Below are 26,214 nucleotides of genomic sequence, written 5' to 3'. Positions count from 1 at the left end.
CCTAGGATGAGTGTGTTTTCTTTTATCAGGGTTTATTTAAGTCACTCCTTTTGCTTTTTGTTAAGAGAAAGGAGTTTTTTTATTGAAAAAATGGTCATTGCAACAAGTCGTCTTACTCGCTTTTTTAGCCTTTTTGTTTGGCGGTGTTTTTATGGGGGCAGGGTTCCTCTATGCGTTATTGAATGCTGCGCTGTTACCATTAGGACTGAGTCCATTTGCCAATGAGCTTTTATTTGGAATGTGGACCATGGTGGCACCAATTGCAGCGATGCTGATTCCACGAGCGGGAAGTGCTGTTTTGGCGGAAGTTTTAGCCGCTTTGGCAGAAATGCTTTATGGTTCGTATTTCGGACCTAGTGTATTAATTTCTGGTGTGATTCAAGGCCTAGGTAGTGAAAGTGGCTTTTTTGTGACACGCTACAAACGGTACGATACACTCACGTTATTTTATAGTGCGATTGGGACGACTATTTTTAGTTATGTGTATGAATACTTTAAGTTTGGTTATGGCAATTACGGTCTGGGGATGAACATTGCTTTAATTAGCGTTCGGTTCGTTTCCATTTGTTTCTTTGGTATTTTCTTAACGAAAGTTATTTTACGAATGTATCAGTCTGCGCAAGGGTTAGCTGTGAAGGCAAAATGAATAGTATCCAATTAAAAGCTGTGTCCTTTTCACGAGAACAACCCTTGTTTGAAAAGACAAATTTAGCAATTCCTCAAGGAACGTTTTCCTTATTAATTGGCGATAGTGGTAGTGGAAAATCAACGCTCTTACGATTGATTGCCGGATTTGCTCCGCTTGATTACCAAGGAGAAATTTTGATTGAAGGAATGGAGCGCCGACAATTATCAACTCGTGAAAAGGCGCAAAAAATTGGCATGCTGTTTCAAAACCCCAGTCAACAATTTACAATGAAAACCTTGGAACGAGAACTGATTTTTGCTTTAGAAAATTTAGGAATCTCGCCTGAAGAAATGAACCGAAAAATCCAAACAGCGCTTCAACTTGTTCAGACTCAAACCTTATTCACACGAGAATTAGCGACGTTATCTGGTGGTGAAAAACAAAAAGCGGCGTTGACAGTTCTGCTAGCAATGAACCCAGATATTCTTTTATTAGATGAACCTTTTGCAAGCATTGATCCAACCTCTCGAAAACAATTTATTCAAATCTTAGCAAGACTCCATCAAGCAGGCAAAACGATTTTGGTGTGCGACCACGATTTCAGCGATTACGCTGATGTTGTGGACCAAGTCGTCACGTTGAAAAATGGCCAGTTTGAAAAGCAACCGTTGACGTTTATCAAAACAAAACCGCAGACATTTCAGCTTACAACTTCTGTGGTAAAACAACCAATGCTCCAATTGAAAAATTTTCGTTTGTCTCAGGGGAAACGAGTGCTACTTGAAGAAAAAGAAGCGCTTTTTTTTAAAGGAATTACCACGTTGACGGGGCCAAATGGGGCGGGGAAATCCACCTTATTAAAAGCCATCGTTCAGAGACAAAAATATCAAGGAAAAATGTTCTTGGCAGGCCGCCGCTTGCGGGCTTCAAAAAAATTGTATCAACACATGACATTAGCGGTGCAACAAGCCAATCGTCAGTTTGTCACGTTGACTTTACGAGAAGAGCTTTTGTTTGGTCAGAACATGACAGCAGAAAAAAGAAGAAAACAAGAGGAAGCCTTAACTTTTTTAGGTTTAAAAGAAAAACTAGAGCACAGTGTTTTTCAACTAAGTGAAGGGCAAAAAAAGATGGTGCAATTAATTAGTTTGCTGAGCTTAGATTTGGACTGTTTACTTTTAGATGAACCTTTTGCTGGATTAGATGAGCGAGCATGCAATTATTTTGTTGAATGGATCAAAGAAAAAAGTGCGCAACAAGATTTTCTAATCGTCACGCATCGGCTAGAACCTCTCTCTGGCGTGAGCAATTACCGAATAGAATTGCTGCATCAACAACTGATTATCTGGCAGGAGGGAACCACATGCAAATAAAGCAAACAAATGCAGCAATTTATGCTTCTTTGATTCTTATTTTGACCTTTGAATTATCTTTTTCTCAGTCAATTTTGGCAAATTTGGCGGTTTTTATGGGTTGTATCATTTTTTTAATAGGCCAGCGAAAATCCCGCTTACTGCTTTGGTTATTTTTCTTGCCACTTTTACCAGCAATCGGGACGTTTTGGTCTATTTATTTGCATGGTACGAGTAGTCAACAAGCCTGGCTTTTGTTTAGCCGAACGTATGCCTTTGCCGGTTTAGGACTAGCTTTTGCTGTAGGCGTTGATTTTGAAGAATTATTGTTGTTATTGGAACAAAAGGGGCTAGCACCAAACTTTGTTTATGGAATTTTAGTGGTGGTTCACGCCTTACCGGAAGTGAAAAGAGAAATTAATGATTTAAAAGAAGCAAGCCTACTCCGTGGCAAAACGTTTCATTTTTGGTCGCCGATGCTTTATGTTAAAACACTGCTCGTTGCTGTTTCTTGGCGAGATAAATATACGGAAGCAATGTCCGCCCATGGCTATGAAGAAGGAGCCACCAGAAGTCGAAAAGAGCATTTTGTGTCAGCAAAAGTCAGTCTTGGGCTTGCTATTTTGATCATCATTTTTACAAATTTGTTTATTTTTCTAACGTAAAGGAGAAACCTATGACATTTACAGAACAAGCCAAAGAACAAGCGCAAGCTTCTTGGCAAGGAAGTTTTCAGCATCCTTTTATCACAGAGTTACATGAAGGAACCTTGAGTCCAACGATTTTTCGCTACTATTTAATTCAAGATCATTACTATTTAAAACACTTTAGTCAACTTTATCGCTTGATTGCGGCACAGACGCAACAACCTCGATTGAAAAAATTACTCTTAACAAATGCGGAAAATCTCGCGTTGGGCGAATTAGCTATTCGTGAAACTTTTTTTGAAGAACTAGCGATTACGGAAGAAGAGGTTGCAGCGACACCGATTGCACCAACCGCGTATCACTATGTTTCTCATATGTATCGCCAACTTATTGAAGGAACGCCTAAGACGGCCGCAGCAAGTATGTTGCCTTGTTCTTGGCTCTATCAAGAAATTGGTGCACAGTTAGTCAAACAACACTCACCAGAGCCACTGTACCAACGTTGGATTGAAACCTATGCTGGGGAGGAAGCGTACCAACACGTCCAAGAGGAACGCCAACTGTTAGACCAATTATATGAAGAAAGTTCACCACAAGAACAAGCAGCTATGATCACCGCTTTTGTTATCAGCAGTGAGATGGAATACGCTTTTTGGGAAATGGCCTATACACACGAAACCTGGATTGGTTAATACAAAAACAAGTCGTTTAGTGCTCGTAACTAACGACTTGTTTTTGTATTAGAAAGCAGTAATTGTCAGTTGCTTTTTTGACAGGGCGTGATAAGATATTCAGTGACGCAAAATCTGTTATAACTCGCTCAGTAATAACAGAAACGCCTTGCTAAGAAAGGACTGTAGAAGCCTCATGAATTATCCAGAACCGATTGCAAAATTGATTGAAAGTTATATGAAATTACCAGGAATTGGTCAAAAAACAGCGACACGGCTTGCTTTTTATACAATTGATATGAAAGAAGAAGATGCTAATGCTTTTGCAAAAGCGCTAATTAGTGTCAAGAGAGATCTCCATTTCTGTAGTATTTGCGGAAATATTACTGAAGAAGATCCTTGTGAAATTTGCCAAGATAAAAATCGTGACCGTAGTATTATTTTAGTAGTGGAAGAACCAAAAGACGTTATGGCAATGGAAAAAATGCGTGAATATCAAGGCTTGTATCACGTACTCCACGGGGTGCTTTCACCGATGGAAGGAACAGGACCAGAAGATATTAATATTGCCTCTTTGATCAAACGATTGCACGATGATGAAGTGAAAGAGGTCATTATAGCAACCAACGCTACCACTGAAGGAGAAGCGACGGCGATGTATTTATCACGGCTCATTAAACCAGCTGGAATCACCGTTACTCGTTTGGCACACGGCTTGTCTGTCGGCAGCGATATTGAATATGCAGACGAAATAACCTTGCTGAAAGCAGTCGAAGGACGTCGAGAAATTTAAAAGAAACATCGTTGGAAAAAGAGGTTGAAATCGAAGTAGGTCGTTTCTGTGAGAAAATGTCGCAGTTCAAGCTTTTCCGTACTTCTTTTTCAGTTTCTTTTTTTCAGCGGATGCATCACTTTAAATAGGATATAAGGATTTCAATTAGACTGATAGAGCAAGATGAAGTATAATAGATACAAGTAAAAATTGATTGGAGTTTTCGCACGTGCAGGGTATTTTTATCACATTTGAAGGTCCAGATGGCGCTGGCAAAACCAGTGTTTTGAAGGAAGTTTCTGAAAGATTAGCTAAAGAGTCAAAACGAAAAATTGTCACCACAAGAGAACCAGGCGGCATACCGATTGCCGAAAAGATTCGAACAGTTATTTTAGATCCAAGAAATGACAGAATGGATGAGCGAACAGAAGCTTTACTTTACGCAGCTGCTCGTCGTCAACATTTAGTGGAAAAAATCTTGCCAGCTTTGGAAGCGGGTCATTTAGTCCTATGTGATCGTTTTGTTGACAGCTCATTAGCCTACCAAGGCGCTGGGCGTAGAATTGGGATTGCCCCCATTGCTTCAATTAATGCGTTTGCGACAGAAGGTGTCTCACCAGATTTTACAATTTATTTAGACGTTGACTCAGATACTGGCTTACGGCGGATTCAAGAAAATCGAACACAGCAAATTGATCGCTTAGATTCAGAAGGATTAGAATTTCATCAACGTGTTCGTCATGAATATTTGAAATTAGCAGAAGAAAATCCACAACGTATCAAAAAGATTGATGCACGGATGAGTTTAGAACTTGTCGTAGAAGCAACGTATCAGGCGATTATTGAACGTTATCCAGAAAACTTTTAATTATAGGAAGGTGTAGACCATGAAGATTATTTTAGCCATTGTACAAGACAAAGATAGTAACCGATTAGCCAACGAATTTATTGATGCCAATATTCGTGCTACAAAATTATCCTCAACAGGTGGATTCTTAAAAGCGGGAAACAGCACATTTATTATTGGGATTGATGATGAACGTGTCGACGAAACATTAGCTTTAATTAAAGAAACATGTCAATCAAGAAAACAATATGTTTCAACACCTGTAACTTTAGATATCACAATGGATGGCCAAATTCCTTATCCTGTGGAAGTTGAAGTAGGCGGCGCTACTTGCTTCGTCTTACCAGTTGAAGGATTCCATCAATATTAAGATGAATGAAGCACAACAGCTACAGCAAATGCAACCTTTGCTGTACAAGCAACTCCAAAAAAGTTTTGAGCATGGTCGTCTTGCCCATGCTTATCTTTTTGAAGGAGATACAGGAACTGGAAAACAAGAATTTGGCTTATGGATGGCGAAACATGTCTTTTGTACGAATTTAGTAAATCAACAGCCTTGTAACGAATGCCATAATTGTGTGCGGATTAATGAAAATGAACATCCAGATGTTTTAAGAATTGCGCCAGATGGGCAAACCATCAAAGTGAACCAAATCCGTGAATTAAAAGCGGAGTTTTCTAAAAGTGGGGTCGAGACTGCTAAAAAAGTTTTCTTAATTCAAGAAGCAGATAAAATGAGTACCGGCGCAGCCAATAGTCTCTTAAAATTTTTAGAAGAACCAGAAGGACAAATTTTAGCTATTTTAGAAACCACTTCGCTTTCTCGAATTTTACCAACGATTCAATCACGATGCCAAACCTTACATTTTCAACCATTAGTCAAAAAAACATTAATTGATCGCTTAATCAAACAGGGGGTTGGTGAAAAGACTGCAACCCTTTTAGCTGAGCTGACAAATAGTTTTGAGAAAGCAGTTGAAATCTCTCAAGATGAATGGTTTAATGAAGCTAGGGAAATCATTTTGCAATGGTTTAATTATCTAAAAAGTAATGATTTACAGGCATTTATCTACGTTCAGAAGAAAATGGTCAAAGTATTTAAGGAAAAAGAACAACAAGCGCTTAGCTTTGACTTGCTCATGGTTTATTACCGTCAATTATTGGAAGAAAGTGTTGCGACACAGCAAGCCAAAAAAGTAACGGAAGAGCAGGCGGAACGGTTGGCGCTAATTTTGAAAGCACGCCAAAAATGGACTGCCAATGTTAGTTGGCAAAATGTTTGTGAACAATTAGTTATCCAAATGATTCACCCTAAATCATAAAGGAAAAAAGTGCCAAGTGGCATTCAGTTTCATAATATAGTAGGAACTTAGCTGTTTCAGCAAGTTCCTTAACCGATTGAAGCGACGTTCACTTGAACTAGATTAGGAGGAATAAAATGGTAGAAGTAGTAGGAGTTCGCTTCCGTGAAGCCGGTCATATCTATTATTTTGCTCCTGGAAAATCTGAGTATATTTATAATGAGAAAGTACTCGTTGAATCTCAACAGTCAAAACAATTAGCTACTGTTGCTATTCCTAAAAAAACAGTCGATTCAGACGATTTACCAGAGGACCTAAAACCCATTTTAAATAAAGCAACAGCCAATGATTTAGAAAAAGAACAAAAAAATTTGGCTGATGCAGAAGCTGCCAAAAGCATTGCCAATGAAAAAATTCGAGCTCATGACTTAAAAATGAAATTAGTGCGAGTAGAATATACCTTCGATCGTAGCAAAATGATTTTTTACTTTACGGCAGATGGGCGAATTGATTTTCGTGAATTAGTCAAAGACTTAGCGGCTATTTTCCGGACGCGAATTGAGTTACGTCAAATTGGTGTCCGAGATGAAGCGAAAATATTAGGTGGCATTGGCCCTTGTGGCAGACAACTATGTTGCTCAACATTTCTAGGAGATTTTATGCCAGTTTCAATCAAAATGGCTAAAGATCAAGGGTTATCTTTAAATCCTGTCAAAATTTCGGGATTATGTGGCCGCTTAATGTGTTGTTTGAAATACGAAAACGACGAATATGAAGCCGCTAAAAAAGAATTACCAGATTATGGAAAAGAAGTAATAACACCAGATGGCAAAGGTAAAGTCGTCGGGTTGAATCTATTAAGTCGGATTGTCAAAGTTCGTCTGCATGGTCGTGAAATCGCAGCGGATTATGATTACGAAGAAATCAAAGAAGCTACTGCGAAAGTTGCTGCTGAAAAAGGTGATCAAAATGGATAAACGTTCGCTCTATGATGGATTAAATTCGTTGGAAACTGATTTAGACAGTTCCGTGACACAATTAAGAGAAATTAAAGCAGCACTCCATGAGTTGGTAGAAAAAAATACCACGTTGGAAATCGAAAACCAACGCTTACGGGAGCATCTCCAAGAACTGAATAAGTTAGCAGGAAATACAACTGAAACTGAAAAACAAGAGCTATCAAAATCACGTATGAATTTGGAAAAACTTTATGAAGAGGGCTTCCATGTCTGCAATATTTTATATGGTTCAAGACGTGAAAATGATGAAGAATGTGCCTTTTGTCTTGATGTTATTTATGGGGAACGTACGCGTTAAGTCTAGTGGACACTGCAAATAAAAAGGAAAGGTTTGGTTTGACAGTCAATCGATTGTCAAATCAAACCTTTATCTATTTATAGAACGAAAAAGGAAAATGAGGGATGCGCTATGCAAAAACAGAAAAGTTTTGATAAGCAAACAACAAAAGGAAAATTGTATCTTGTCCCAACACCGATCGGCAATTTAGAAGATATGAGTATTCGTTGTTTAAACATATTGAAAGAAGCAACGGTGATTGCTAGTGAGGACACAAGAAACACACAAAAATTGCTAAATCATTTTGAGATTACAACACCACAAATTAGTTTACACGAACATAATTACAAAGAGCGAATTCCTCAACTGATTACACGATTGCTGAATGGTGAAACGATTGCCCAAGTTAGCGATGCAGGTATGCCTTCAATTAGTGATCCTGGTCATGAATTGGTTACAGCATGTCTTGAAGAAGAACTGGCAGTGATTGCCTTGCCAGGACCTACGGCAGGAATGACCGCCTTGATTGCCTCGGGTCTTTTACCACAGCCATTTACGTTTTATGGTTTTTTACCAAGAAAGAAAAAGGAACAGAAAGACGTGTTATCAGCATTAAAAGAAGAACGGCCGACACAGATTTTTTATGAGTCCCCCTATCGGATTGCTAAAACGGTAGCAACGTTTGCTGAAGTCTATGGTCAAGAACGCCCTGCTGTGATTTGTCGAGAATTAACGAAACTTCACGAAGAGTATTTACGAGGTACCTTAGGAGAACTAACAGAATATTTAGCAGAAAATACGCTAAAAGGCGAGTGTTGTTTATTAGTTAGCGGATTTACTGGTGAGAAAGAGACAATAGCAGCAATGCCAGCTATTTCCCTCAAAGAACATGTACAAGTTTTAATGGAGGAAGAGGGACGGAGTTCAAAAGAGGCGATCAAAGAAGTGGCCAAATTGAGAAATGTAAAAAAACAAGAAGTATATAAAGAATATCATTCCATTTAAAAAAGGAGAGAAACATGAGTAATTTATTGCGTGCAGAAGGCGTGTCTTATCAAGTAAATGGTCGTAGCATTCTTTCTGATATTGATTTGTCATTTGAAACAGGTAGCAATACAACAATTGTTGGTCCTTCAGGTAGCGGGAAAAGTACATTTTTAAAAATTTTATCTTCATTATTAAGTCCCACAGAAGGCGAAATTTTTTATCAAGAAGCGCCAATTACTACAATGCCAATCGAAACATACCGCCAAAAGGTTTCTTATTGTTTTCAGCAGCCAACTTTATTTGGTGAAACCGTGTATGATAATTTATTATTTCCATTTACCGTCAGACAAGAAGCGTTTAATCAGGAAAAAGTCGTGGCATTGCTCCAACAAGTGAAATTGCCCGCTGCTTATCTTGAAAAGAAAATAGCTGAACTCTCTGGTGGTGAGCGACAACGGGTTGCTTTGCTACGAAACATTATTTTTGTACCAGATGTTTTATTATTAGACGAAGTTACAACGGGATTAGATGAAGAAAGCAAACAAATTGTCAATCAATTGTTAAACCAATTAAACAAAGAGCAAGGAGTCACGCTGGTTCGTGTCACGCATGATACCGAAGAAATTCAGCAAGCACAGCAAGTGATTCGTATTGTAGCAGGAAAGGTGGCGCCGACAGATGGATTTAGCAGTTAATAATTTATCCTTATTTTTTTCAGTCATGCTAGTGGTGGTCGCATTAATTATTAGTACTAAAGAAAAATTAGGTTTTACAAAAGATATTATTATTAGTGTGATTCGAGCAGTCATTCAATTAGTCGCAGTCGGCTATTTATTAAAATATGTTTTTCAAGTCAATAACCTGATTTTAACGCTCATCATGGTTTTGGTGATTGTTTCCAACGCAGCCTTTAATGCAAAAAAACGCAGCCAGCAATTACAAAAGGGCTTTTTGATTTCTTTTATTGCGATTGGTTGTAGTACAGGAATTACCATTGGTATTTTGATTTTTTCTGGTTCTATTAAATTTATTCCTTCTCAAATCATTCCTATCAGTGGGATGATTGCCAGCAATTCGATGGTGGCAATTGGTTTATGCTATCGCAATTTAGATACTCTTTTTCAAAACCAACGGCAAGCGGTAATGGAGAAACTAGCATTAGGTGCAACTATCAAACTCGCCTCTTTACCAATCATCCAACAAAGTGTGAAAACCGGGATGGCGCCGACGATTGATTCTGCCAAAACTGTCGGAATTGTTAGTTTGCCTGGGATGATGTCAGGCTTAATTTTTGCGGGCGTTGATCCGGTCCATGCGATAAAATATCAGATTATGGTGACTTTTATGTTGCTATCAGCAACAAGTATTGGTTCAGTAATTGCAACTTATCTTGCCTATAAAGGCTACTATAATCAACAAAAACAATTGGTCGTTTAATTAAAAAGCTGGAAATCTGTGTTTATAACTTTACGGATTTTCAGTTTTTTCTGGTTGAAATAAAGAAGTTTCAATTTGAAAAAGAACGGACGTTCGTATATAATGGAGGGAGGAGGCGAATCAAAATGATGAGCGAATTACGTTTTCCCTTAAAAAAAGATACGTCGAGAAAAATTATACATATAGATATGGACGCGTTTTTTGCTTCAGTTGAAGAACGAGATCATCCAGAGTTAGTAGGACATCCGTTAGTTATTGCGCGCCATCCAAGTGATACTGGGGGCAAAGGAGTGGTGACCACAGCGAATTATATTGCTCGACAGTACGGTATTCACTCGGCTATGAGTGCTCAAAAGGCGTATGAACTATGTCCAAGTGCCATTTTTAAGCCAGGTAATTATCAGAAATATAGTGAAATTTCTCAAGAAATCCGTGAAATTTTTCGCCGCTATACAGATGTGATTGAACCAGTATCTATTGACGAAGCGTATTTAGATGTAACTGAAAATAAGGTCAACAGTAAGTCGGCTATTAAAATTGCGAAAATGATTCAATATGATATTTGGCATGAATTGCAGTTAACTTGCTCGGCAGGTGTTAGTTACAATAAGTTTTTAGCCAAGTTAGCATCAGATTTCCAGAAACCAAAGGGCCTGACGGTTGTCTTACCAGAAGAGGCCGAAGATTTTTTGAAAGCATTACCGATTGAAGATTTCCACGGAATCGGCAAAAAAACAGTGCCTAAAATGCATGAACTAGGGATTTTTACTGGAGCAGATTTATACAAGCAAGATGAGATGACGTTGATTCGGTTATTCGGTAAAATGGGTTATTCATTGTATCGTAAAGTCCGTGGTATCCATGATGCGCCAGTTCAAGTGACTAGAGATCGTAAGTCGGTAGGCAAGGAACATACTTACGGCACCCCTTTAACGACGGAAGAGCAGGTTACGGCTCAATTGAGACAATTAGCAGCAGGGGTTGAGCGTGCATTGCAACGAGTGCAAAAGCATGGCAAAACAGTAGTCCTGAAAGTTCGTTATACTGACTATACGACGATTACGAAACGTGTGACATTACCTGAATATATTTCAAAAAAAGAAGAACTTTTCTATCAAGCGAATTTAATTTGGGAAGATATTTTAGGTTTAGAACAAGGAATCCGTTTATTAGGCATTACTTTAACGAATTTAGATCCACTAGCGTATGAAAACATTGTTTTACCTTTATGGGAAAAAAGTTAGCCCTTTAGCCACATCCTCAAGAGATGGCTAAAGGGCTAACTTTTTTAAATTGATTTTTTGATTTGTTCATAAGACGTTTCGGCGTCATGACATTTTTCCCAAATAACAGCTTTGCCAGCAGCAAGTGATTTGGGTACATCAATAATCCGTTGATTACTACTGCCACGAAATTGTAAATTTAAATTACGTTTTGCCAGTTCAAAGCGCCCATCAACTAAAATGTCAATTGAATGGAGTAGTTCAAGCTTATCAGGCGTTTCTAAAAGTAGTTCTTCAAAGGTATACCCTGACCAAGACCAGATATCTTTGGCTGAGCCAAATGTTTCCCGCACACGTTTGACTACACTAAGACAAACATCTGTATTCAGAAAAGGTTCACCACCCAAAAGAGTCAAACCTTGGACATAGTCATGGGACAAATCTTCAATAATTTGATTCATTAAAGATTCTGTAAACGGCGTACCGTAATTGAAATTTTGGACAGCTTTGTTAAAACAACCTTCACAAGCAAAGAGACAGCCGCTCACATATAAACTATTGCGTACACCTTCGCCATCAACAAAGTTGAACGCTTTGTAATCGGCAATCTTTTTTTGGCTGTAGTCTTCGGTTTTCCATTCTTGTGGTTTCGGATTACGCATCAGCAAAACTTCTTTCTATAGAATAATCGAGTTTAATTTTTTAAATGTTTCACACGAGAGGAAATTTCTTTGTGACGACCGTGTACCATTGGGCGAGCTTGCGGGTTACCTAAATAACCACAAGTCCGTTTAACGACATCACAAGTCTTAGGATCATGATTGCCACATTCTGGACATTCAAAGCCACGTTCAGTTGGATGGAAGTCCCCTTCAAAACCACAGGCATAACAATGATCAATTGGCGTATTGGTTCCTAAATAGCCAACTTTGTCATAAGCGTAATCCCAGACAGCTTCAAGTGCTTTGGGATTTTGCTGTAACATGGGGTATTCACAGTAGTGGATAAAACCACCAGAACAGTATTTTGGATAATCCTTTTCAAAATCAAGTTTTTCAAAAGGCGTTGGATTTTTGCGTACATCATAATGGAAACTATTTGTGTAATATTCTTTATCTGTAATATTTTCGACGATGCCAAATTTTTCAGTATCTAAACGGCAAAAACGGTCAGTCAAGCTTTCGCTCGGTGTAGAGTAGACACTAAAATGATAGCCGTATTCGTTGCCCCAGTTGTCGGCATTTTTTTTCAGTTCTTTTAAAATATCCAGTGTAAAGTTTTTGGCCTCTTGATTGTCCTCCCAAGCACCGCCGTAAAAGGCAGAAGCCACTTCATACAAGCCAATATAGCCAAGTGAAACCGTGGCACGTTTGTTTTTAAACAGTTCATCTACGGCATCCTGTGTAGCTAAACGTTTTCCAAATGCACCATACATGTATAAAATCGGTGCATTCGCTGGTTTAGCTTCTTTAACACGTTCAACACGATAAACCAAAGCATCTTTAACGATCGCTAAACGTTCATTTAAAATTTGCCAGAACTTTTCTTGACTTCCTTGCGCTTCTAAAGCGATTCTTGGTAAGTTCAAGGTCACAACGCCTAAATTCATTCGGCCAACATTTACTTCTTCACCTTGTTCGTCTTTCCAGCCTTGTAAAAAGGAACGACAGCCCATTGGTACCTTAAAACTACCTGTTAGTTCAACGATTTTATCATAGTTTAAAACATCAGGATACATGCGTTTCGTTGCGCATTCCAGTGCCAGTTGTTTAATATCGTAGTTTGGATCAGTAGGTTGCGCATTGACGCCTCGTTTAATTGTGAAAATCAGTTTTGGGAAAATAGCTGTTCGTTTTTCAATCCCTAAACCATTAATTCGGATTTGTAAAATCGCCCGTTGAATTTCTCGCTCAAACCAGTTGGTACCTAAACCAAATCCCAGAGAAGTAAAAGGGGTTTGTCCATTGGAAGTAAATAAGGTATTAATTTCATACTCAAGACTTTGCATGGCATCAAAAATATCTTTTTTCGTTTTCTTCTGAGCGAATGCTTTTTGGCGTTCTTCTCCTTCAATCCATTCTTGCGCATCTGCTAAATGTTTTTCATAATTACGTTCCGCAAAAGGCGCTAATAATTCATCAATCCGATCGGCAGAGCAACCACCATACTGACTGGAAGCTACATTGGCAATAATTTGAGAAATTTGTGCAGTGGCCGTTTGAATTGATTTTGGTGATTCGACATCAGCGTTCCCAATTTTAAAGCCATTGTTTAGCATGCCTTTAAAATCAATTAAACAGCAGTTTGTCATGGGCGTATATGGATGATAATCTAAATCGTGATAATGAATGTCGCCTTTTTGATGGGCATTAGCCACGTGTGAAGGCAACATCTTTAAACCAATTGATTTTCCAACAATCCCAGCGGTTAGATCACGTTGCGTATTAAAAACGTCACTGTCTTTGTTGGCATTTTCGTTCACGACAGTCTGATCTTTATTAATTAATTTGCCGATAGATACATTAATATCAGTTGCTTTACTACGCTCAAAATCACGTTGGGTTCTGTAATGAATGTATTCTTCGGCTAAGGCATACTCATTGTTGGATAGCAGAGTATGTTCCACAATATTTTGAATTTCATAAATTTTTACGTTATTGGTAAAACGTTCGGCAATTTCTCGATTGACATCGGCAACAATCGATTGGACTTTTTGATGTGTCAAAGGAGTGACTTGGTCATGTATTTTTTGTTCAGCTTTGATCAAAGCGTCGTATATTTTTTGATCATCGAAAGTCACTAAACGACCATCTCGTTTGACGACTTTAATTGTTGAGAGATTAACATCCTCGGCTTTTTCATCAGTAATCTTCATCATTTTATCCAGCTCCTTATATCTCGTTAGTAACTATCCTAATACAAAGGTCGGCTAAATTCAATCGATATATTGCGTATTTTTAGTAAAATATCACTAGACAAACACTATATATTGTGCTTGTGCTGTTTTGAAAAAATATGAAAACAAATGAAGAAAAGGATTGAGCAAATTTTTTTGTGTGAAAAAAATTCTTTGTCAAAATTAAAAAACAGCAAAGAGTTTTTTGCCAAATTGCTAAAAGCAACACTAAAAAATAACAATTATTAAATAATAATTGTTTGCAGATTTATTCACGAAATGCCAATTATTCTTTGACTACCGAACGATATTGTAAGATAAAACGATGTTCATTCAGATTTTTTCTTGGTAAAATAAGAGTAATAACAAAACGTTGGAGCGAGAAAAATGAAAAAAATTGTAGAAGTAAACCATGTCAGCAAGACATATGGTCGTTTAAATAATAAAACAGAAGTATTAGATAATATTTCGTTTACCGTTGATGAAGGTGAATTTGTGGGGATTATGGGTCCCAGTGGTGCCGGGAAATCGACACTGTTGAATGTCTTATCCTCGATTATTTTGCCAACCGCAGGAATCGTGCGCATCGCCGGACAAGATATTTTGAAAATGCGAGATAATCAATTAAGTGATTTTCGGAGAAACGAAATGGGGTTTATTTTTCAATCGTTTAACTTAATTGATACGTTAAATGTGAAGGACAATATTCTGTTGCCTTTAGCTGTAGAAAAAGTTTCATTAGAAGAAATGGATAAACGTTTGTTACATGTGACTTCGATTTTGGGGATTCAGGAGCTTTTATCTGCTTATCCACCAGAGATATCTGTGGGACAAAAACAACGGGTAGCAGCTGCTCGTGCTTTGATTACGAACCCTAAAATTATTTTTGCAGATGAACCAACTGGCTCGCTGGATTCAAAATCAGCAACAGAATTGTTGAAATATTTAGCTGAAATTAATCTACATGATGATGCCACAATTTTGATGGTGACACATGACCCGTACACGGCCAGTTTTTGCAATCGCATCTTGTTCATTAAAGACGGTGCGATTTTCTCAGAAGTTGTTCGTCAAGGATCACGTAAGGAATTTTTTAATCGTGTGATAGATATGCAAGCAACGATTGGTGGAGGCGGGCGCGCAAATGATTTTTAAACTATCATTAAAAAATTTAAAAGCTCATGTACCTAATTATCTAGTTTATTACATTAGTATGACTTTTGCAGCGGTCGTTTATTATTGTTTCCGTGCGATTGCTTACAACCAGCCTCTTGTCGCAGGTGCAGGCCGTGATATCGAAATTAAGCGATCTTTAGGACTCGGTAGTACCTTAGTCACCATTATTATTTTAGGCTTTATGTTGGCAGCAAATCGCTTTTTTATAGGCAAACGTAGCCAAGAAATTGGATTGTATCGATTAATTGGCTTGAGAAAGAGCCAAGTTTCACTAATTTTTTTAGTGGAAAATTTAGTTTTAGGCTTTGTTTCACTAATTAATGGGATTATTTTAGGAGTGATTTTCACCAAGTTGTTTTCAATGATTTTAGCCAAAGTTATGTTTTTAGAAGTGCCCAGTTTCTTCTATATTTCTTGGCGTTCCGTTATTGAAACCGGTGTAGCTTTTGCATTTATGATTTTGATTGTCTGCTTAAGAAGTATTTGGATGATTTATCGTTATCCATTGTCGCAGCTTATGCACCAAGAAAAAATTGGTCAAATTAATTATAGTCGTTTAACGAAACGGCGGCAGTTTCTAGGTATTTTAGGTCCTATTTGTTTACTGGCCGGTTATTTTATTGCGTTTGATTTTCGTAATTTAGCGACAGGTATTGTGTATAAACAATTAAATGATTCATTGGATATCTCGATTCCAATGATTATTACGTTGACCCCTTTTATCATTTTGGGTCTATGTGTGGTGGGAACTTATTTATTTTTCCGTTATACCATGTATTTTATCATTCGCTTATTTAATCATAGAAAAAAATGGTATTACCAAGATTTACGCATGATTACTTTAGGCAATGCCAAACGCTACTTATTTAAAAGTAGCAAAACACTCACTGGTTTGACCTTGTTAATTGCGACAGCCTTGAGTGGAATCGGCGTGATGGTTTTTGTGTATACGATTAGTATGCACACGGTCAACAGTGATGGCCCCGTGGACTTTTTAGTTTCACAGGAAAGCTATCCTAAATTGAAGAAAGTTCTCGATGAAGCGAAGGACACCAAAATAAAAAATGAAGTGACACTTTCTTATAAAATTACTGGAATTGAACGCACCTTGCGAATTGGTCAAGCGCCAGAGGAACAAGAAACGATTGAAGCAGTTAATGTTTTATCCTTCTCCAATTATCGTAACTATCAAAAAATTAATCCTTATTTGAAAGATCTGCATTTAAAAAATGACCAAAGTGTAATCTATATGGATAGCTTTACCAATATCTTAAGTGGTATGTCTCGTTATGGCGCGAAACTGCAATTTGTTGAAGGAGAGACGGCACAACTACAACAAGTGCTGCCAAACTATTTAGGCAATTTTTTACTGCAATATTCCTTACCAACGATTGTCGTTTCCGATGCCCTTTATCAGAAAGTGACAAAAAATTCCATTCAATATCAGATTAACGCCGTAAATGTTGACACGAAAAGCCGTGAAAAACTTTATGAAGCCGTAAATAAACAGATTGCCACAGAATGGCAAACGCCAATTTTGTATAAGTATGAAAAAAACAACCAGCAGTTGAGTGGTTTTGCCAAACAAATGCCTAACGAAGAGGCAAAGAATACGCAAGATGATGTCACAGAAACTTGGCGGCTAAATATGAATGATCGCTACGCCTCTTTACGCTATGAACGAAAAATTAACGGTTTGACTTTATATGTCTCCATGTTTGTGGCGATTTTAGCGTTGTTTATTACGGGCAGTATTTTGATGTTACGACAACTGTTTTCCGCTGTAAGTGAGCGTCAAGATTACGTGACTTTAAAACGGATGGGTGTTTCTAGTAAAGCGATAACTAAGCAAATTTATCGACAGAATAGTTTGATTTTCTTTCCGCCGATGGTCATTGGGATTTTGCATACCACCTTCGCTATTTATTTGTTAAGCCAATTTATTAAGAGTCCAGGATATTTGTTAGTATATCTTTCTTGTGGAATCTTAATAATTGTTTATCTAATTTTTTATATTTTAACGTCTGCCATTTATGCGCGGATGATTCGACACATCCATTTTTAAAAAACTGTAAAAGCCGTTGTGAAGCGGTTTTTACAGTTTCTTTATGCGAAAAAATTATGAGAGTTCCCTTTATGAAAATCATGAAAATTTAAGAAGTGACGAAATTGTTAGTTTTTTTATTAAATTGTAAGAAATTTCAATGGACTTTGCTGAAATATAGCATAAAATAATGGATAGCGATTAACCTTAGGAGGTGAATGATAATGAAAACAACTTTTCAGAAAATTCTCAATAACGAAAGTCTTAAATTCATCGGTAAAACGTTATTTTATTCTTTCATTGTCATTGCATTAATTTATCTTTATCATTACAAGAATATCAATGGAGGAACCTTCATTTATAACGAGTTTTAAGGAGGCGGCTATACATGGAAAAAGTAATTAATATGATTCAAACGATTGATGAATGGGCACGTAAAGAACCCCAACGTCCTGTTTATTTAACCGAAGAAAAAGTCTCTACGTATGGAGAGTTAAAAGAAAAGTCAGACAATCTAGCCGCTTATTTAGCTGAGCTGAAAACGGACAAGTCAGCGATTGTCGTATACGGAGAATTAGATTTTGAAATGATTGTGAGTTTTCTAGGCGCATCGAAAGCTGGTTTTAGCTATATCCCCATTGATGCACATACACCAAAAGAACGCATTGAACTAATTCTAAACGTAGCCAAACCAACCGCAGTGATTGCTGTGCATGAATGGCCTGAGTTAGCCACCGAAGTGCCAGTAATTACGGCGGAAGAATTAACAGAAATGATGATGCATGCACCTCGACATGCGCCTGCGTTGACGCCTGTCACAGGAGCAAGTAATTACTATATCATTTTCACTTCAGGGACAACTGGCGTACCAAAGGGTGTGCAAATCAGCCATGATAATTTAGTTAGCTTTACGAATTGGTTGTTGCGAGATTTTGGTTTAGAAGAAGGGGCCCGCTTTTTAGCACAGGCACCTTATTCGTTTGATTTATCGGTGATGTCTATTTATCCCGCATTGGCGTTAGGCGGCTCATTAACTCCGTTACCCAATGAAATCATTAACGATTTTAAACAATTATTTACGCGTTTGCCACAATTAACAATCGACGTCTGGGTTTCAACACCGTCCTTTATTGAATTGTGTCTAATGGAACCAAGCTTCGATGGTGAACATCTACCAGCACTGCGCACGTTTTTATTCTGTGGAGAAGAATTACCAAAACCAACGGCTGAGAAATTAGCCGCTCGTTTCCCAACTGCGCATATTTATAATACGTATGGGCCGACAGAAGCGACTGTAGCGATTAGTGCCATTGAAATCACTCAAGAAGTTTTAAAAAGTGTTCAACGTTTACCAATCGGGTATGTGAAAGAGGATACGCAAATTTATATTATGGAAGGCATGTCAAAATTACCTGCAGGTGAAATTGGTGAAATCGTCATTGCTGGACCAAGTGTTTCCAAAGGCTATCTAAATAATCCTGTGAAAACAGCTGAAGCTTTTTTCCAATTAGATGGCATACCAGCTTATCGCACAGGCGATGCTGGAAAGTTAGTCGATAACCTATTGCAGTATGAGGGACGCTTAGATTTTCAAATTAAGTTGCATGGCTACCGCATTGAGTTAGAAGAAGTGGATCATCACTTAACGAATGTTTCCTACGTGAAACAAGCAGTTGTTGTGCCGAAATATCAAGGAAATAAAGTCCAACAATTAATTGCCTATGTCGTTCCGCAAGCACATGAATTTTCAAGTGATTTTCAATTAACTAAGGCAATTAAACAAGAATTAGCCACGTTGACAATGGACTACATGATTCCACAAAAATTTGTATATGTTGAACAATTACCTTTGACAAGTAATGGCAAAATTGATCGGAAAGGGTTGATGAATGAGGTGAATGCCACATGATGAATTTTCCTCATATGATTCCCTATAATGCACCGTATTACTTTGTTCTGCTAATTACGGCCTTGTTGCCAATGATTTTAACCTTAGCCATTAAAGGGACACGTTGGCCTTGGTACCAAACGCTCGTGACACTGGTCTTTCTATATATCAGTTTTGGTGGCGAATTTTGGCAACAAGGAGTCGCTCTGATTGTATATGTTATTTATCAAACGTTACTAACGTGGGGCTATGCGGCTTATCGAAAAAATAAAAATGCAGGTTGGGTCTTTTATCTGGCTGTCTTTTTAGCTATATTACCACTTGTTTGGGTGAAAGTTTCTCCCTTCATGACAGGCAAAACAACCTTACTTGGCTTTTTAGGGATTTCTTATTTAACCTTTAAAGCGGTCCAAGTGGTCATGGATTTACGGGATGGCGTAATGAAAGAATATCATCCGTTTCGTTACATTCAGTTTCTCTTGTTTTTCCCGACTATTTCTTCAGGACCCATCGATCGTTATCGGCGCTTTGAAAAAGATTTGAAAAACCCGCCGAGTGCGGAGAAATATTTAGACTTTTTAGAAAAAGGAATTTTTTATTTATTTCTAGGATTTTTATATAAGTTTATTATCAGTCATTATCTTGGTGGTGTCTTTTTACCACATGTGGAAAAAATGGCCTTGGCACAAGGTGGTTTATCTTGGTGGACAGTCGGCTATATGTATAATTACAGTTTGTATCTATTCTTTGATTTCGCAGGCTATAGTTTACTGGCCGTTGGCACAAGTTATTTAATGGGCTATGATACACCAATGAACTTTAACAAACCGTTCCTAAGTTGGAATATTAAAGAATTCTGGAATCGTTGGCACATGACCTTATCTTTTTGGTTCCGTGATTACATTTACATGCGCTTAATGTTTTTCTTAATGAAAAAGAAAGTCTTTAAGAGTCGGATTGTGACTTCTAATATTGGTTACTTTGCGTTGTTCTTAATCATGGGCATTTGGCATGGATTAACGTGGTTCTACATCGCTTATGGGCTCTACCATGCAACACTAATTTGTGTGACAGATGCTTGGCTACGTTTTAAGAAAAAACATAAAGACAAGATACCATCAAACAAATTTACACATGCATTTGCAGTCTTTTTAACTTTCCAAGCGGTTTGTGTCAGCTTCCTGATTTTCTCAGGATTTTTAGACAAACTATGGTTTAAATAAACAAAAATAAAAATATAAAGGGGCAATTTACAATGAACATTCAAGAAACAGTATTAAACATTTTAGAAGATATTACAGGAACAGACGAAGTTGTGAACAATCAAGACATTCAATTATTTGAAGAAGGATTATTGGACTCTTTAGCAACGGTTCAATTATTAGTAGAAATTGAAGGACAATTAGGAATCCAAGTTCCTGTATCAGACTTTGACCGTGAAGTATGGGGAACACCAAAACAAATCATTCAACAAGTGGAAGCTTTACAATAATGTCTAGAAAAAAACGACTAATCAGAATCTTAGGTCCAGTGCTTTGTTCAGCGGTCTTGGTTGCAGTGTTCTTTTTTGCACCGTTCAGAATCAATTTAACTTCCGAAAAAACGTTGAAGGAAGCATCAACGTCAATGGCACCGAACGTTTTAAAAGGCAATGTGATTAAAAACAAAGCAGTGGCTTCTGGTAAATATGTTCCTTTTTTTGGCTCTTCTGAATTAAGTCGATTTAGTGCTTTCCACCCTAGTGTGCTCTCTGAAAAGTATCAACGGAACTACCGACCGTTTTTACTAGGAGAAGCGGGCACACAGTCATTAACCCAAGCGATGGTCATTCATTCGATGGGCGATGCGATCGCCAATAAAAAAGCGGTCTTTATTTTATCTCCGCAATGGTTTGTCAAAAAGGGTGTACCTAATGATAGTTTTGGTGCACACTATTCACAATTACAAACCTACCAATGGTTAGCTAATTTAACCGAATTAACCAGCGGTGACCAATATCTAGCACAACGTTTGACCAAATTTCCAGTTGTTCAAAAAGACAAAGTCTTAATGGAAACTTTGGCAAATCTGCAGGCAGGGCAACTTCCCCAACGCTCTCAACGAGATTATTTTATAATGAATCTCCGTTTCTTGAATCGTGAGGATGAATTGTTTAGCCAAATTGGCATGGTTAGCAGAGAACCAATTGTTGAAAAAGATATGAAACAATTACCCGCTACGTATAATTTTAATGAATTAGATCAGCTAGCTGGAAAAATTGCGGCAAAAGCCATAAATAATAATAAATTTGAAATTAGTAATGGTTTTTATCGCCAACGGATTAAACCAGTTTTACCGAAATTAGCTCATTCACAAAAGAAATGGGATTATCGTTTTTCTCCAGAATATGGTGATTTCCAAGCTGCGTTAGAACAGTTAGCAGAAAAAAATGTCGATGTTTTATTTGTAATCCCACCTGTTAACAAACGTTGGTCGGACTATACGGGCTTGTCACAAGATATGTTGCAACAAGTAGCACGCAAGCTGAAATATCAACTTCAAGAGCAAGGCTTTACTAACATTGCTGACTTCTCAACATGTAGTAATGAACGTTACTTTATGGCGGACACGATTCATTTAGGTTGGCGTGGTTGGCTCGCTGTTGATCGTCAAGTAGATGAATTTATGAAACAACCTGCGTCTAAAAAGTTAGCGTATCAAATTGATGATCGTTTTTATCAGACAGATTGGCAACAACAAAATCCATTGGTCTTACCTCAATTTTAAGAAGGCAAGATGGATTAAGTACCAAGTATTTGAAGCGGACTAGAAGTGCTTCGTAACAATGAAAATAGCCTGTACCTGCCGTTGAATAACGAGCGTGCAGGCTGTTTTTTCGTTTACTTTTAGTGGAGAACGGTGCTCAATTTATTTTTTGTAAGTATTTTTTTAGTTCGTGGTATAATGGATAAAATTGGTTTTTGAGGGGAGTTATTTTTATGGATGCAAAAGAAGAAAAAATGTTAATTGATTTAACAAGTGCTAAAGGGATTGCTGGGAATGAAGACGAAGTACGTTCGTTATTTAAAAAGTATGCAGCACCGTATGCGGATAAATTTTTATATGATGGCCTTGGCAGTATTATTGCAAAAAATGTTGGTGATAAAGAAGGACCAAAAGTCTACATTTCTGGGCATATGGATGAAGTCGGTTTCATGGTTACCCAAATCACAGAAAAAGGCTTTTTAAAATTTCAAACCGTTGGCGGTTGGTGGGGGCAAGTGATGTTGGCCCAACAAGTTCAGATTAAAACTACGACTGGTAAGGTTTACCATGGTGTCATTGGGTCTAAACCACCGCATGTGTTAACAGCGGAAGTTCGTAACAAACCCTATGAGATTGCAGATATGTTTATTGATATTGGTGCAAGTAGCGATCAACAAGTTGCAGAATGGGGGATTCATCCAGGGGATATGGTGACACCATATATTGACTATCGTCGCATGAATGATACAAAATTTTTATTGGCAAAAGCGTGGGATAACCGAATTGGTACGGCCGTTTCATTAAAAGTTTTAGAAAATTTAGCGACAGAAGGGCACCCCAATATTTTATTTGCAGGCAGTGATGTGCAAGAAGAAGTCGGGCTACGCGGTGCGCAAACAAGTACGCATCTTGTGAATCCAGACATAGCGTTTGCTTTAGACACAGGAACAGCTGGTGACACACCAGGAATGACACCTAAAGAAGCCGACTCTGTTTTAGGTGAAGGACCACAAATTTTGATTTATGATGCATCAATGATTCCGCATAAAAAATTACGTGATTTTGTTATTCAAGTGGCGGAAGAAAATAACATTCCCTTCCAATATACAGTGATTACAGGGGGAGGTACGGATGCTGGCCGCATGCATTTAACACGCAATGGGATTCCATCATTAGCCATCACGGTGCCTGTTAGATATCTGCATTCACATACCTCAGTTATTCATGAAGATGATTATTTCAACACAGTCAAATTAGTCACAGAAGTGGTGAAACGTCTAGATAAAGAAACAGTCGCTAAATTGACTAGTTATTAGTTTCAGAAAGGATGGAATGAATGAAAAGTTTAGTAACAAATTCGCAACATCGTGCCAATGCTCGCAGAGCCCTTGATGGGCAATGGGGGATCATGGCTTGGTTAACTTTCTTAGGAGTGGTTTTACAGAGCTTCTTAACATCGATTGTGCAAAATTTATTTTCTGGTGAAAATCAAGTTTTTCAAAGTAGTTTTGCCGCAGTATTACTGCAAATTTTTGTTTTATTCGCGTTAAGTTATGCGCTATATTACGCAGCCTTGAAGGTGTTGCGTGGTGAAAAGGTGCGGGTCAATATTTTAATGAGTGTTTTTCAAGGAAAATATTATGGTCCGCTATTCGTGATCAACCTACTTCAAAAAGTACTTGAACGTGTAATTGGTTTGTTATTTTTGTTACCAATTTTATTTGGTGCAGGGACAACCTTGTATTTCAAATTGATGTTTAGTACAGTTACACCAGAGGAAATCCAAACCTTTTTCTTAAATGATTTTTCCTTTTTCCTAGCGTTTGGCGTTGCCACTATCTTGATCTTTTTAATTGGTTTGTTTGTGAGTGGCGTTTTTCAATTTGCTGTGTGGCTACGTTTTGATAATCCAGAACTGCCAATTATGATGGCGTTGAAACAGGCGTTATATTTAATGAAAAATCGTTTTTGGCAATATTTATGTTTACAATTTTCTTTTATTGGTTGGTATATTGTGGGCTTTTTAGCTATTGGTATCGGTCTATTATGGGTGATTCCTTATAACCATGTAGCGTTAGCTAGTTTTTATCAAACTGCCTTAGAAGAAAAAGGTTTAGCCGAAGAATAAAAAAGAAGCTTGAATCCTTTGTTATCTCGACAAAGGGTTCAGGTTTTTTCTTTGTCTTTTTGTGAAAATTTAAGCGTTTTAACCTCGTTTTTCCGTTATTTTATGGTAACATGGAAGTATCGTATTGAAGGAGGTTGTCCACACATGAAATTGACTGTCTTAGGCTGTTTAGGTGCTTATCCATACAAAGGAGAAGGAACGAGTTCCTATTTGTTAGAATCTGAAGGCTTTCATTTGCTTATTGATGCAGGCAGTACGACATTAGTGCGTTTAGAAAACTATCTAGATCTATTGAAATTAGATGCTGTCATTCTGTCGCATTACCATCATGACCATATCGCAGATTTAGGTGTTTTACAATATTATCGTCAGCTTTATCCAACGCTGGAACCGACTCCTATTTTGCCAATATATGGCCATACACAAGATCAAATGCATTTCAAAGAACTAACGCTTCCTAACGTTTCCGAAGGGAAAGAGTATTTTGAAGCAGAAGAGTTGGCAGTAGGACCATTTTTAATTACTTTCATGGAAACGATTCATCCTGTCACTTGTTACGCGATGCGGATTGTTGAAAAAGCGACCGGCAAAGTCTTTGTCTTTACAGGAGACTCTGGTTACTTAGCAAGTTTTGAAGACTTTGCAAAAGACGCGGATTTATTCTTAGCGGATACGTACTTATTTGAAGGTAATGAACGACATCATGCACATTTTACGTCAAGAGAAGCAGGTGAAATTGCCAAAGCCGCACAAGTCAAACAATTGATGTTGACCCATTTACCACAACATGGGTCATTGGAACAACTACGTGAAGAAGCGCAAAACTATGCTGGAACGGAAATTCCAGTGACATTAGCCCAACCAGATTTAACAGTTGAGATTTAAAAAAGTAACTATACCAAGGGAGAGAACCGATTGTGATTTTTGTACCGAATGAAAATAATGACCCACGAGTGAATTTAGCAATTGAAACATATTTGTTAACAGAAATGCCTTTAGATGAGCCCATCCTTTTATTTTACATTAACGAGCCGTCAATCATTATTGGCCGTAACCAAAATACAATTGAAGAAATTAACAAAGAATATGTAGATGAGCACGGCATTCATGTTGTTCGTCGCTTAAGTGGCGGCGGCGCCGTTTATCATGATCATGGTAATTTGAATTTTAGTTTTATTATGCCAGATGACGGCAACTCTTTCCGTGATTTTGCGAAAGTTACCCAACCAATTATTCAAGCATTGCACGACTTAGGCGTTGAAGGTGCCGAATTAAAAGGGCGCAATGACCTAGTGATTAATGATATGAAGTTTTCAGGAAATGCGATGTACGCTACCAACGGCCGCATGTTTGCACATGGAACCTTAATGTTTGATAGTGATATTGATGAAGTTGTAAATACATTGAAAGTACGGAAAGATAAAATCGAATCTAAAGGTATCAAGTCTGTTCGTTCACGGGTAACAAACATTAAACCATTTTTATCTGAAGATAAACAAGAGATGACAACGGAAGAATTCCGCCAAGAAATTCTTTTGAAAATTTTCGGCGTAGATTCGATCGACCAAGTTAAAACGTATGAATTAACTGATCAAGACTGGGCGGCTATTAACAAAATTTCAGAGCAATACTATCGCAATTGGGATTGGAATTATGGTAAATCACCTGCATTTAACTTAGAACGTCGCCATCGTTTCCCAATTGGTTCAATTGAAATGAAAATGAATGTGGCAGATGGTGCCATTCAAGAAATTAAAATCTTTGGGGACTTCTTTGGGCTTGGTGAAATTAAAGATGTTGAAGATATTTTAACCGGCGTGAAATATGATAAAGCTTCTTTAGAAGAAGCCATTGATCAAATTGACGTTAAAAAATACTTTGGCAATATCGAAAAAGAAGATTTGCTTGGGTTAATTTATTAAAAAAAAGACAGCCGTTTCAAACGGTTGTCTTTTTTCTAGCTAAAAAATAATTTTTAGCTTTTAGAAAGGTAGTACTATGTGCAAAATCGTCGAAACGATTTTTATCAGGGAACTATCAAATAGCTCGCCTGCATATGTACTTGAACCAAGTCAAGTCCGGGAATTTGGTTATGTGCTTCACTATAAATCACTATCTGTAAAGAGTATACAAGATTTCCTTTCTTTTGTGATACCAAATTTTTACAGACAAAGTA

At 37.7% G+C, this 26,214-nt stretch carries 27 protein-coding genes; 25 read left to right on the top strand and 2 right to left on the bottom strand.

Translation table 11 applies throughout. From position 1 onward, the window contains the following. The first annotated feature begins 82 nt into the window (after nt 1-82). The 14 genes from IGJ52_RS11250 to dinB all read left to right on the top strand — a co-directional run bounded on the left by IGJ52_RS11250 (nt 83) and on the right by dinB (nt 11,182). Nucleotides 83-646, top strand: coding sequence for an ECF transporter S component (locus IGJ52_RS11250; protein ID WP_002359429.1), 564 nt, complete (start codon nt 83-85; stop codon nt 644-646). Further along, nucleotides 643-2,001: an ABC transporter ATP-binding protein gene (locus IGJ52_RS11245; RefSeq protein ID WP_048949447.1), complete on the top strand. Its 1,359-nt coding sequence runs from the start codon at nt 643-645 to the stop codon at nt 1,999-2,001. Before IGJ52_RS11250 ends, IGJ52_RS11245 begins: the two co-directional genes overlap by 4 nt. Next, nucleotides 1,992-2,645 (top strand): CbiQ family ECF transporter T component, encoded by a 654-nt coding sequence (locus tag IGJ52_RS11240; protein ID WP_002359432.1) that lies wholly within the window; start codon nt 1,992-1,994, stop codon nt 2,643-2,645. Before IGJ52_RS11245 ends, IGJ52_RS11240 begins: the two co-directional genes overlap by 10 nt. Before the next feature lie 11 nt (nt 2,646-2,656). After that, on the top strand, nt 2,657-3,319 hold the full coding sequence (tenA, locus tag IGJ52_RS11235; protein ID WP_002362330.1) for a thiaminase II: 663 nt from the start codon (nt 2,657-2,659) through the stop codon (nt 3,317-3,319). Nucleotides 3,320-3,494: 175 nt separating this feature from the next. Beyond that, complete coding sequence (gene recR, locus IGJ52_RS11230; protein ID WP_002356363.1) at nt 3,495-4,091, top strand: recombination mediator RecR; 597 nt, start codon at nt 3,495-3,497, stop codon at nt 4,089-4,091. 208 nt (nt 4,092-4,299) lie between these two features. After that, a complete protein-coding gene (gene tmk / locus IGJ52_RS11225) occupies nt 4,300-4,938 on the top strand; it encodes a dTMP kinase (protein ID WP_002356366.1) in 639 nt (212 codons plus the stop codon). Between the two features lie 19 nt (nt 4,939-4,957). Continuing rightward, on the top strand, nt 4,958-5,287 hold the full coding sequence (locus IGJ52_RS11220; protein ID WP_002356367.1) for a cyclic-di-AMP receptor: 330 nt from the start codon (nt 4,958-4,960) through the stop codon (nt 5,285-5,287). 1 nt (nt 5,288) lies between these two features. Beyond that, complete coding sequence (gene holB / locus IGJ52_RS11215) at nt 5,289-6,239, top strand: DNA polymerase III subunit delta' (protein WP_010816727.1); 951 nt, start codon at nt 5,289-5,291, stop codon at nt 6,237-6,239. A gap of 116 nt (nt 6,240-6,355) precedes the next feature. Then, entirely contained in the window at nt 6,356-7,195 is an 840-nt protein-coding gene (locus tag IGJ52_RS11210; protein WP_002356371.1) for a PSP1 domain-containing protein, read from the top strand. After that, nucleotides 7,188-7,535: a DNA replication initiation control protein YabA gene (locus tag IGJ52_RS11205; RefSeq protein WP_002356372.1), complete on the top strand. Its 348-nt coding sequence runs from the start codon at nt 7,188-7,190 to the stop codon at nt 7,533-7,535. Before IGJ52_RS11210 ends, IGJ52_RS11205 begins: the two co-directional genes overlap by 8 nt. A gap of 111 nt (nt 7,536-7,646) precedes the next feature. Further along, nucleotides 7,647-8,519: a 16S rRNA (cytidine(1402)-2'-O)-methyltransferase gene (gene rsmI, locus IGJ52_RS11200; RefSeq protein WP_002359438.1), complete on the top strand. Its 873-nt coding sequence runs from the start codon at nt 7,647-7,649 to the stop codon at nt 8,517-8,519. 14 nt (nt 8,520-8,533) lie between these two features. Beyond that, a complete protein-coding gene (locus IGJ52_RS11195; protein WP_002356375.1) occupies nt 8,534-9,196 on the top strand; it encodes an ABC transporter ATP-binding protein in 663 nt (220 codons plus the stop codon). Next, a complete protein-coding gene (locus IGJ52_RS11190) occupies nt 9,180-9,938 on the top strand; it encodes an ABC transporter permease (protein WP_002382496.1) in 759 nt (252 codons plus the stop codon). Before IGJ52_RS11195 ends, IGJ52_RS11190 begins: the two co-directional genes overlap by 17 nt. 128 nt (nt 9,939-10,066) lie before the next feature. Further along, nucleotides 10,067-11,182: a DNA polymerase IV gene (gene dinB, locus IGJ52_RS11185; protein ID WP_023894966.1), complete on the top strand. Its 1,116-nt coding sequence runs from the start codon at nt 10,067-10,069 to the stop codon at nt 11,180-11,182. A gap of 44 nt (nt 11,183-11,226) precedes the next feature. On the opposite strand, the gene nrdG is transcribed toward dinB, so the two are convergent. Next, complete coding sequence (gene nrdG / locus IGJ52_RS11180) at nt 11,227-11,823, bottom strand: anaerobic ribonucleoside-triphosphate reductase activating protein (RefSeq protein WP_002356379.1); 597 nt, start codon at nt 11,821-11,823, stop codon at nt 11,227-11,229. 32 nt (nt 11,824-11,855) lie between these two features. Then, the gene (gene nrdD / locus IGJ52_RS11175; RefSeq protein ID WP_002382497.1) at nt 11,856-14,039 is read right to left on the bottom strand and encodes an anaerobic ribonucleoside-triphosphate reductase; all 2,184 of its coding nucleotides are present in this window, start codon (nt 14,037-14,039) and stop codon (nt 11,856-11,858) included. 405 nt (nt 14,040-14,444) lie between these two features. Between nrdD and IGJ52_RS11170 the strand changes: the two genes are divergently transcribed. The 11 genes from IGJ52_RS11170 to IGJ52_RS11120 all read left to right on the top strand — a co-directional run bounded on the left by IGJ52_RS11170 (nt 14,445) and on the right by IGJ52_RS11120 (nt 25,960). Next, nucleotides 14,445-15,212 carry an ABC transporter ATP-binding protein gene (locus IGJ52_RS11170; RefSeq protein WP_002356382.1) on the top strand — a complete coding sequence of 256 codons (768 nt, stop codon included), beginning with the start codon at nt 14,445-14,447 and terminating at the stop codon, nt 15,210-15,212. Further along, nucleotides 15,202-17,298 carry an FtsX-like permease family protein gene (locus IGJ52_RS11165; RefSeq protein WP_002419276.1) on the top strand — a complete coding sequence of 699 codons (2,097 nt, stop codon included), beginning with the start codon at nt 15,202-15,204 and terminating at the stop codon, nt 17,296-17,298. The genes IGJ52_RS11170 and IGJ52_RS11165 overlap by 11 nt, the downstream gene beginning before the upstream one ends. A gap of 203 nt (nt 17,299-17,501) precedes the next feature. Next, on the top strand, nt 17,502-17,651 hold the full coding sequence (locus tag IGJ52_RS11160) for a teichoic acid D-Ala incorporation-associated protein DltX (protein WP_002356384.1): 150 nt from the start codon (nt 17,502-17,504) through the stop codon (nt 17,649-17,651). A 14-nt stretch (nt 17,652-17,665) separates the two neighbouring features. Further along, on the top strand, nt 17,666-19,186 hold the full coding sequence (gene dltA, locus IGJ52_RS11155) for a D-alanine--poly(phosphoribitol) ligase subunit DltA (RefSeq protein WP_208772114.1): 1,521 nt from the start codon (nt 17,666-17,668) through the stop codon (nt 19,184-19,186). Then, entirely contained in the window at nt 19,183-20,388 is a 1,206-nt protein-coding gene (gene dltB, locus IGJ52_RS11150; protein ID WP_002419274.1) for a D-alanyl-lipoteichoic acid biosynthesis protein DltB, read from the top strand. The genes dltA and dltB overlap by 4 nt, the downstream gene beginning before the upstream one ends. Nucleotides 20,389-20,420: 32 nt before the next feature. Further along, nucleotides 20,421-20,657, top strand: coding sequence for a D-alanine--poly(phosphoribitol) ligase subunit DltC (gene dltC, locus IGJ52_RS11145; RefSeq protein WP_002356389.1), 237 nt, complete (start codon nt 20,421-20,423; stop codon nt 20,655-20,657). Beyond that, nucleotides 20,657-21,931 (top strand): D-alanyl-lipoteichoic acid biosynthesis protein DltD, encoded by a 1,275-nt coding sequence (gene dltD, locus IGJ52_RS11140; protein ID WP_002356390.1) that lies wholly within the window; start codon nt 20,657-20,659, stop codon nt 21,929-21,931. Before dltC ends, dltD begins: the two co-directional genes overlap by 1 nt. A 212-nt stretch (nt 21,932-22,143) precedes the next feature. Continuing rightward, the gene (locus IGJ52_RS11135; RefSeq protein WP_002367214.1) at nt 22,144-23,226 is read left to right on the top strand and encodes a M42 family metallopeptidase; all 1,083 of its coding nucleotides are present in this window, start codon (nt 22,144-22,146) and stop codon (nt 23,224-23,226) included. Nucleotides 23,227-23,246: 20 nt separating this feature from the next. Next, nucleotides 23,247-24,038, top strand: coding sequence for a DUF975 family protein (locus IGJ52_RS11130; RefSeq protein WP_438792116.1), 792 nt, complete (start codon nt 23,247-23,249; stop codon nt 24,036-24,038). A 144-nt stretch (nt 24,039-24,182) separates the two neighbouring features. Beyond that, nucleotides 24,183-24,923 carry an MBL fold metallo-hydrolase gene (locus tag IGJ52_RS11125; protein ID WP_438792115.1) on the top strand — a complete coding sequence of 247 codons (741 nt, stop codon included), beginning with the start codon at nt 24,183-24,185 and terminating at the stop codon, nt 24,921-24,923. 32 nt (nt 24,924-24,955) lie between these two features. Then, nucleotides 24,956-25,960, top strand: coding sequence for a lipoate--protein ligase (locus IGJ52_RS11120; RefSeq protein WP_002356394.1), 1,005 nt, complete (start codon nt 24,956-24,958; stop codon nt 25,958-25,960). The last annotated feature ends 254 nt before the right edge of the window (nt 25,961-26,214 follow it).

Origin of the sequence: Enterococcus sp. DIV1758 (assembly GCF_051711985.1) — a bacterium.
GTDB lineage: Bacteria > Bacillota > Bacilli > Lactobacillales > Enterococcaceae > Enterococcus > Enterococcus faecalis.
Note: the sequence above shows the minus strand (reverse complement) of the source record. Positions and strands in the feature narration are given on the sequence as shown.

Bases quoted from the DNA above. Each gene is read 5' to 3' on its own strand.
- dinB (WP_023894966.1), top strand. From the start codon at position 10,067: ATGAGCGAATTACGTTTTCCCTTAAAAAAAGATACGTCGAGAAAAATT.
- IGJ52_RS11125 (WP_438792115.1), top strand. From the start codon at position 24,183: ATGAAATTGACTGTCTTAGGCTGTTTAGGTGCTTATCCATACAAAGGA.
- holB (WP_010816727.1), top strand. From the start codon at position 5,289: ATGAATGAAGCACAACAGCTACAGCAAATGCAACCTTTGCTGTACAAG.
- rsmI (WP_002359438.1), top strand. From the start codon at position 7,647: ATGCAAAAACAGAAAAGTTTTGATAAGCAAACAACAAAAGGAAAATTG.
- nrdG (WP_002356379.1), bottom strand. From the start codon at position 11,823: ATGCGTAATCCGAAACCACAAGAATGGAAAACCGAAGACTACAGCCAA.
- IGJ52_RS11205 (WP_002356372.1), top strand. From the start codon at position 7,188: ATGGATAAACGTTCGCTCTATGATGGATTAAATTCGTTGGAAACTGAT.
- IGJ52_RS11170 (WP_002356382.1), top strand. From the start codon at position 14,445: ATGAAAAAAATTGTAGAAGTAAACCATGTCAGCAAGACATATGGTCGT.
- IGJ52_RS11135 (WP_002367214.1), top strand. From the start codon at position 22,144: ATGGATGCAAAAGAAGAAAAAATGTTAATTGATTTAACAAGTGCTAAA.
- IGJ52_RS11165 (WP_002419276.1), top strand. From the start codon at position 15,202: ATGATTTTTAAACTATCATTAAAAAATTTAAAAGCTCATGTACCTAAT.
- IGJ52_RS11245 (WP_048949447.1), top strand. From the start codon at position 643: ATGAATAGTATCCAATTAAAAGCTGTGTCCTTTTCACGAGAACAACCC.
- dltA (WP_208772114.1), top strand. From the start codon at position 17,666: ATGGAAAAAGTAATTAATATGATTCAAACGATTGATGAATGGGCACGT.
- IGJ52_RS11160 (WP_002356384.1), top strand. From the start codon at position 17,502: ATGAAAACAACTTTTCAGAAAATTCTCAATAACGAAAGTCTTAAATTC.
- IGJ52_RS11195 (WP_002356375.1), top strand. From the start codon at position 8,534: ATGAGTAATTTATTGCGTGCAGAAGGCGTGTCTTATCAAGTAAATGGT.
- IGJ52_RS11190 (WP_002382496.1), top strand. From the start codon at position 9,180: ATGGATTTAGCAGTTAATAATTTATCCTTATTTTTTTCAGTCATGCTA.
- tenA (WP_002362330.1), top strand. From the start codon at position 2,657: ATGACATTTACAGAACAAGCCAAAGAACAAGCGCAAGCTTCTTGGCAA.
- dltD (WP_002356390.1), top strand. From the start codon at position 20,657: ATGTCTAGAAAAAAACGACTAATCAGAATCTTAGGTCCAGTGCTTTGT.
- IGJ52_RS11240 (WP_002359432.1), top strand. From the start codon at position 1,992: ATGCAAATAAAGCAAACAAATGCAGCAATTTATGCTTCTTTGATTCTT.
- dltC (WP_002356389.1), top strand. From the start codon at position 20,421: ATGAACATTCAAGAAACAGTATTAAACATTTTAGAAGATATTACAGGA.
- dltB (WP_002419274.1), top strand. From the start codon at position 19,183: ATGATGAATTTTCCTCATATGATTCCCTATAATGCACCGTATTACTTT.
- nrdD (WP_002382497.1), bottom strand. From the start codon at position 14,039: ATGATGAAGATTACTGATGAAAAAGCCGAGGATGTTAATCTCTCAACA.
- IGJ52_RS11210 (WP_002356371.1), top strand. From the start codon at position 6,356: ATGGTAGAAGTAGTAGGAGTTCGCTTCCGTGAAGCCGGTCATATCTAT.
- IGJ52_RS11220 (WP_002356367.1), top strand. From the start codon at position 4,958: ATGAAGATTATTTTAGCCATTGTACAAGACAAAGATAGTAACCGATTA.
- IGJ52_RS11130 (WP_438792116.1), top strand. From the start codon at position 23,247: ATGAAAAGTTTAGTAACAAATTCGCAACATCGTGCCAATGCTCGCAGA.
- recR (WP_002356363.1), top strand. From the start codon at position 3,495: ATGAATTATCCAGAACCGATTGCAAAATTGATTGAAAGTTATATGAAA.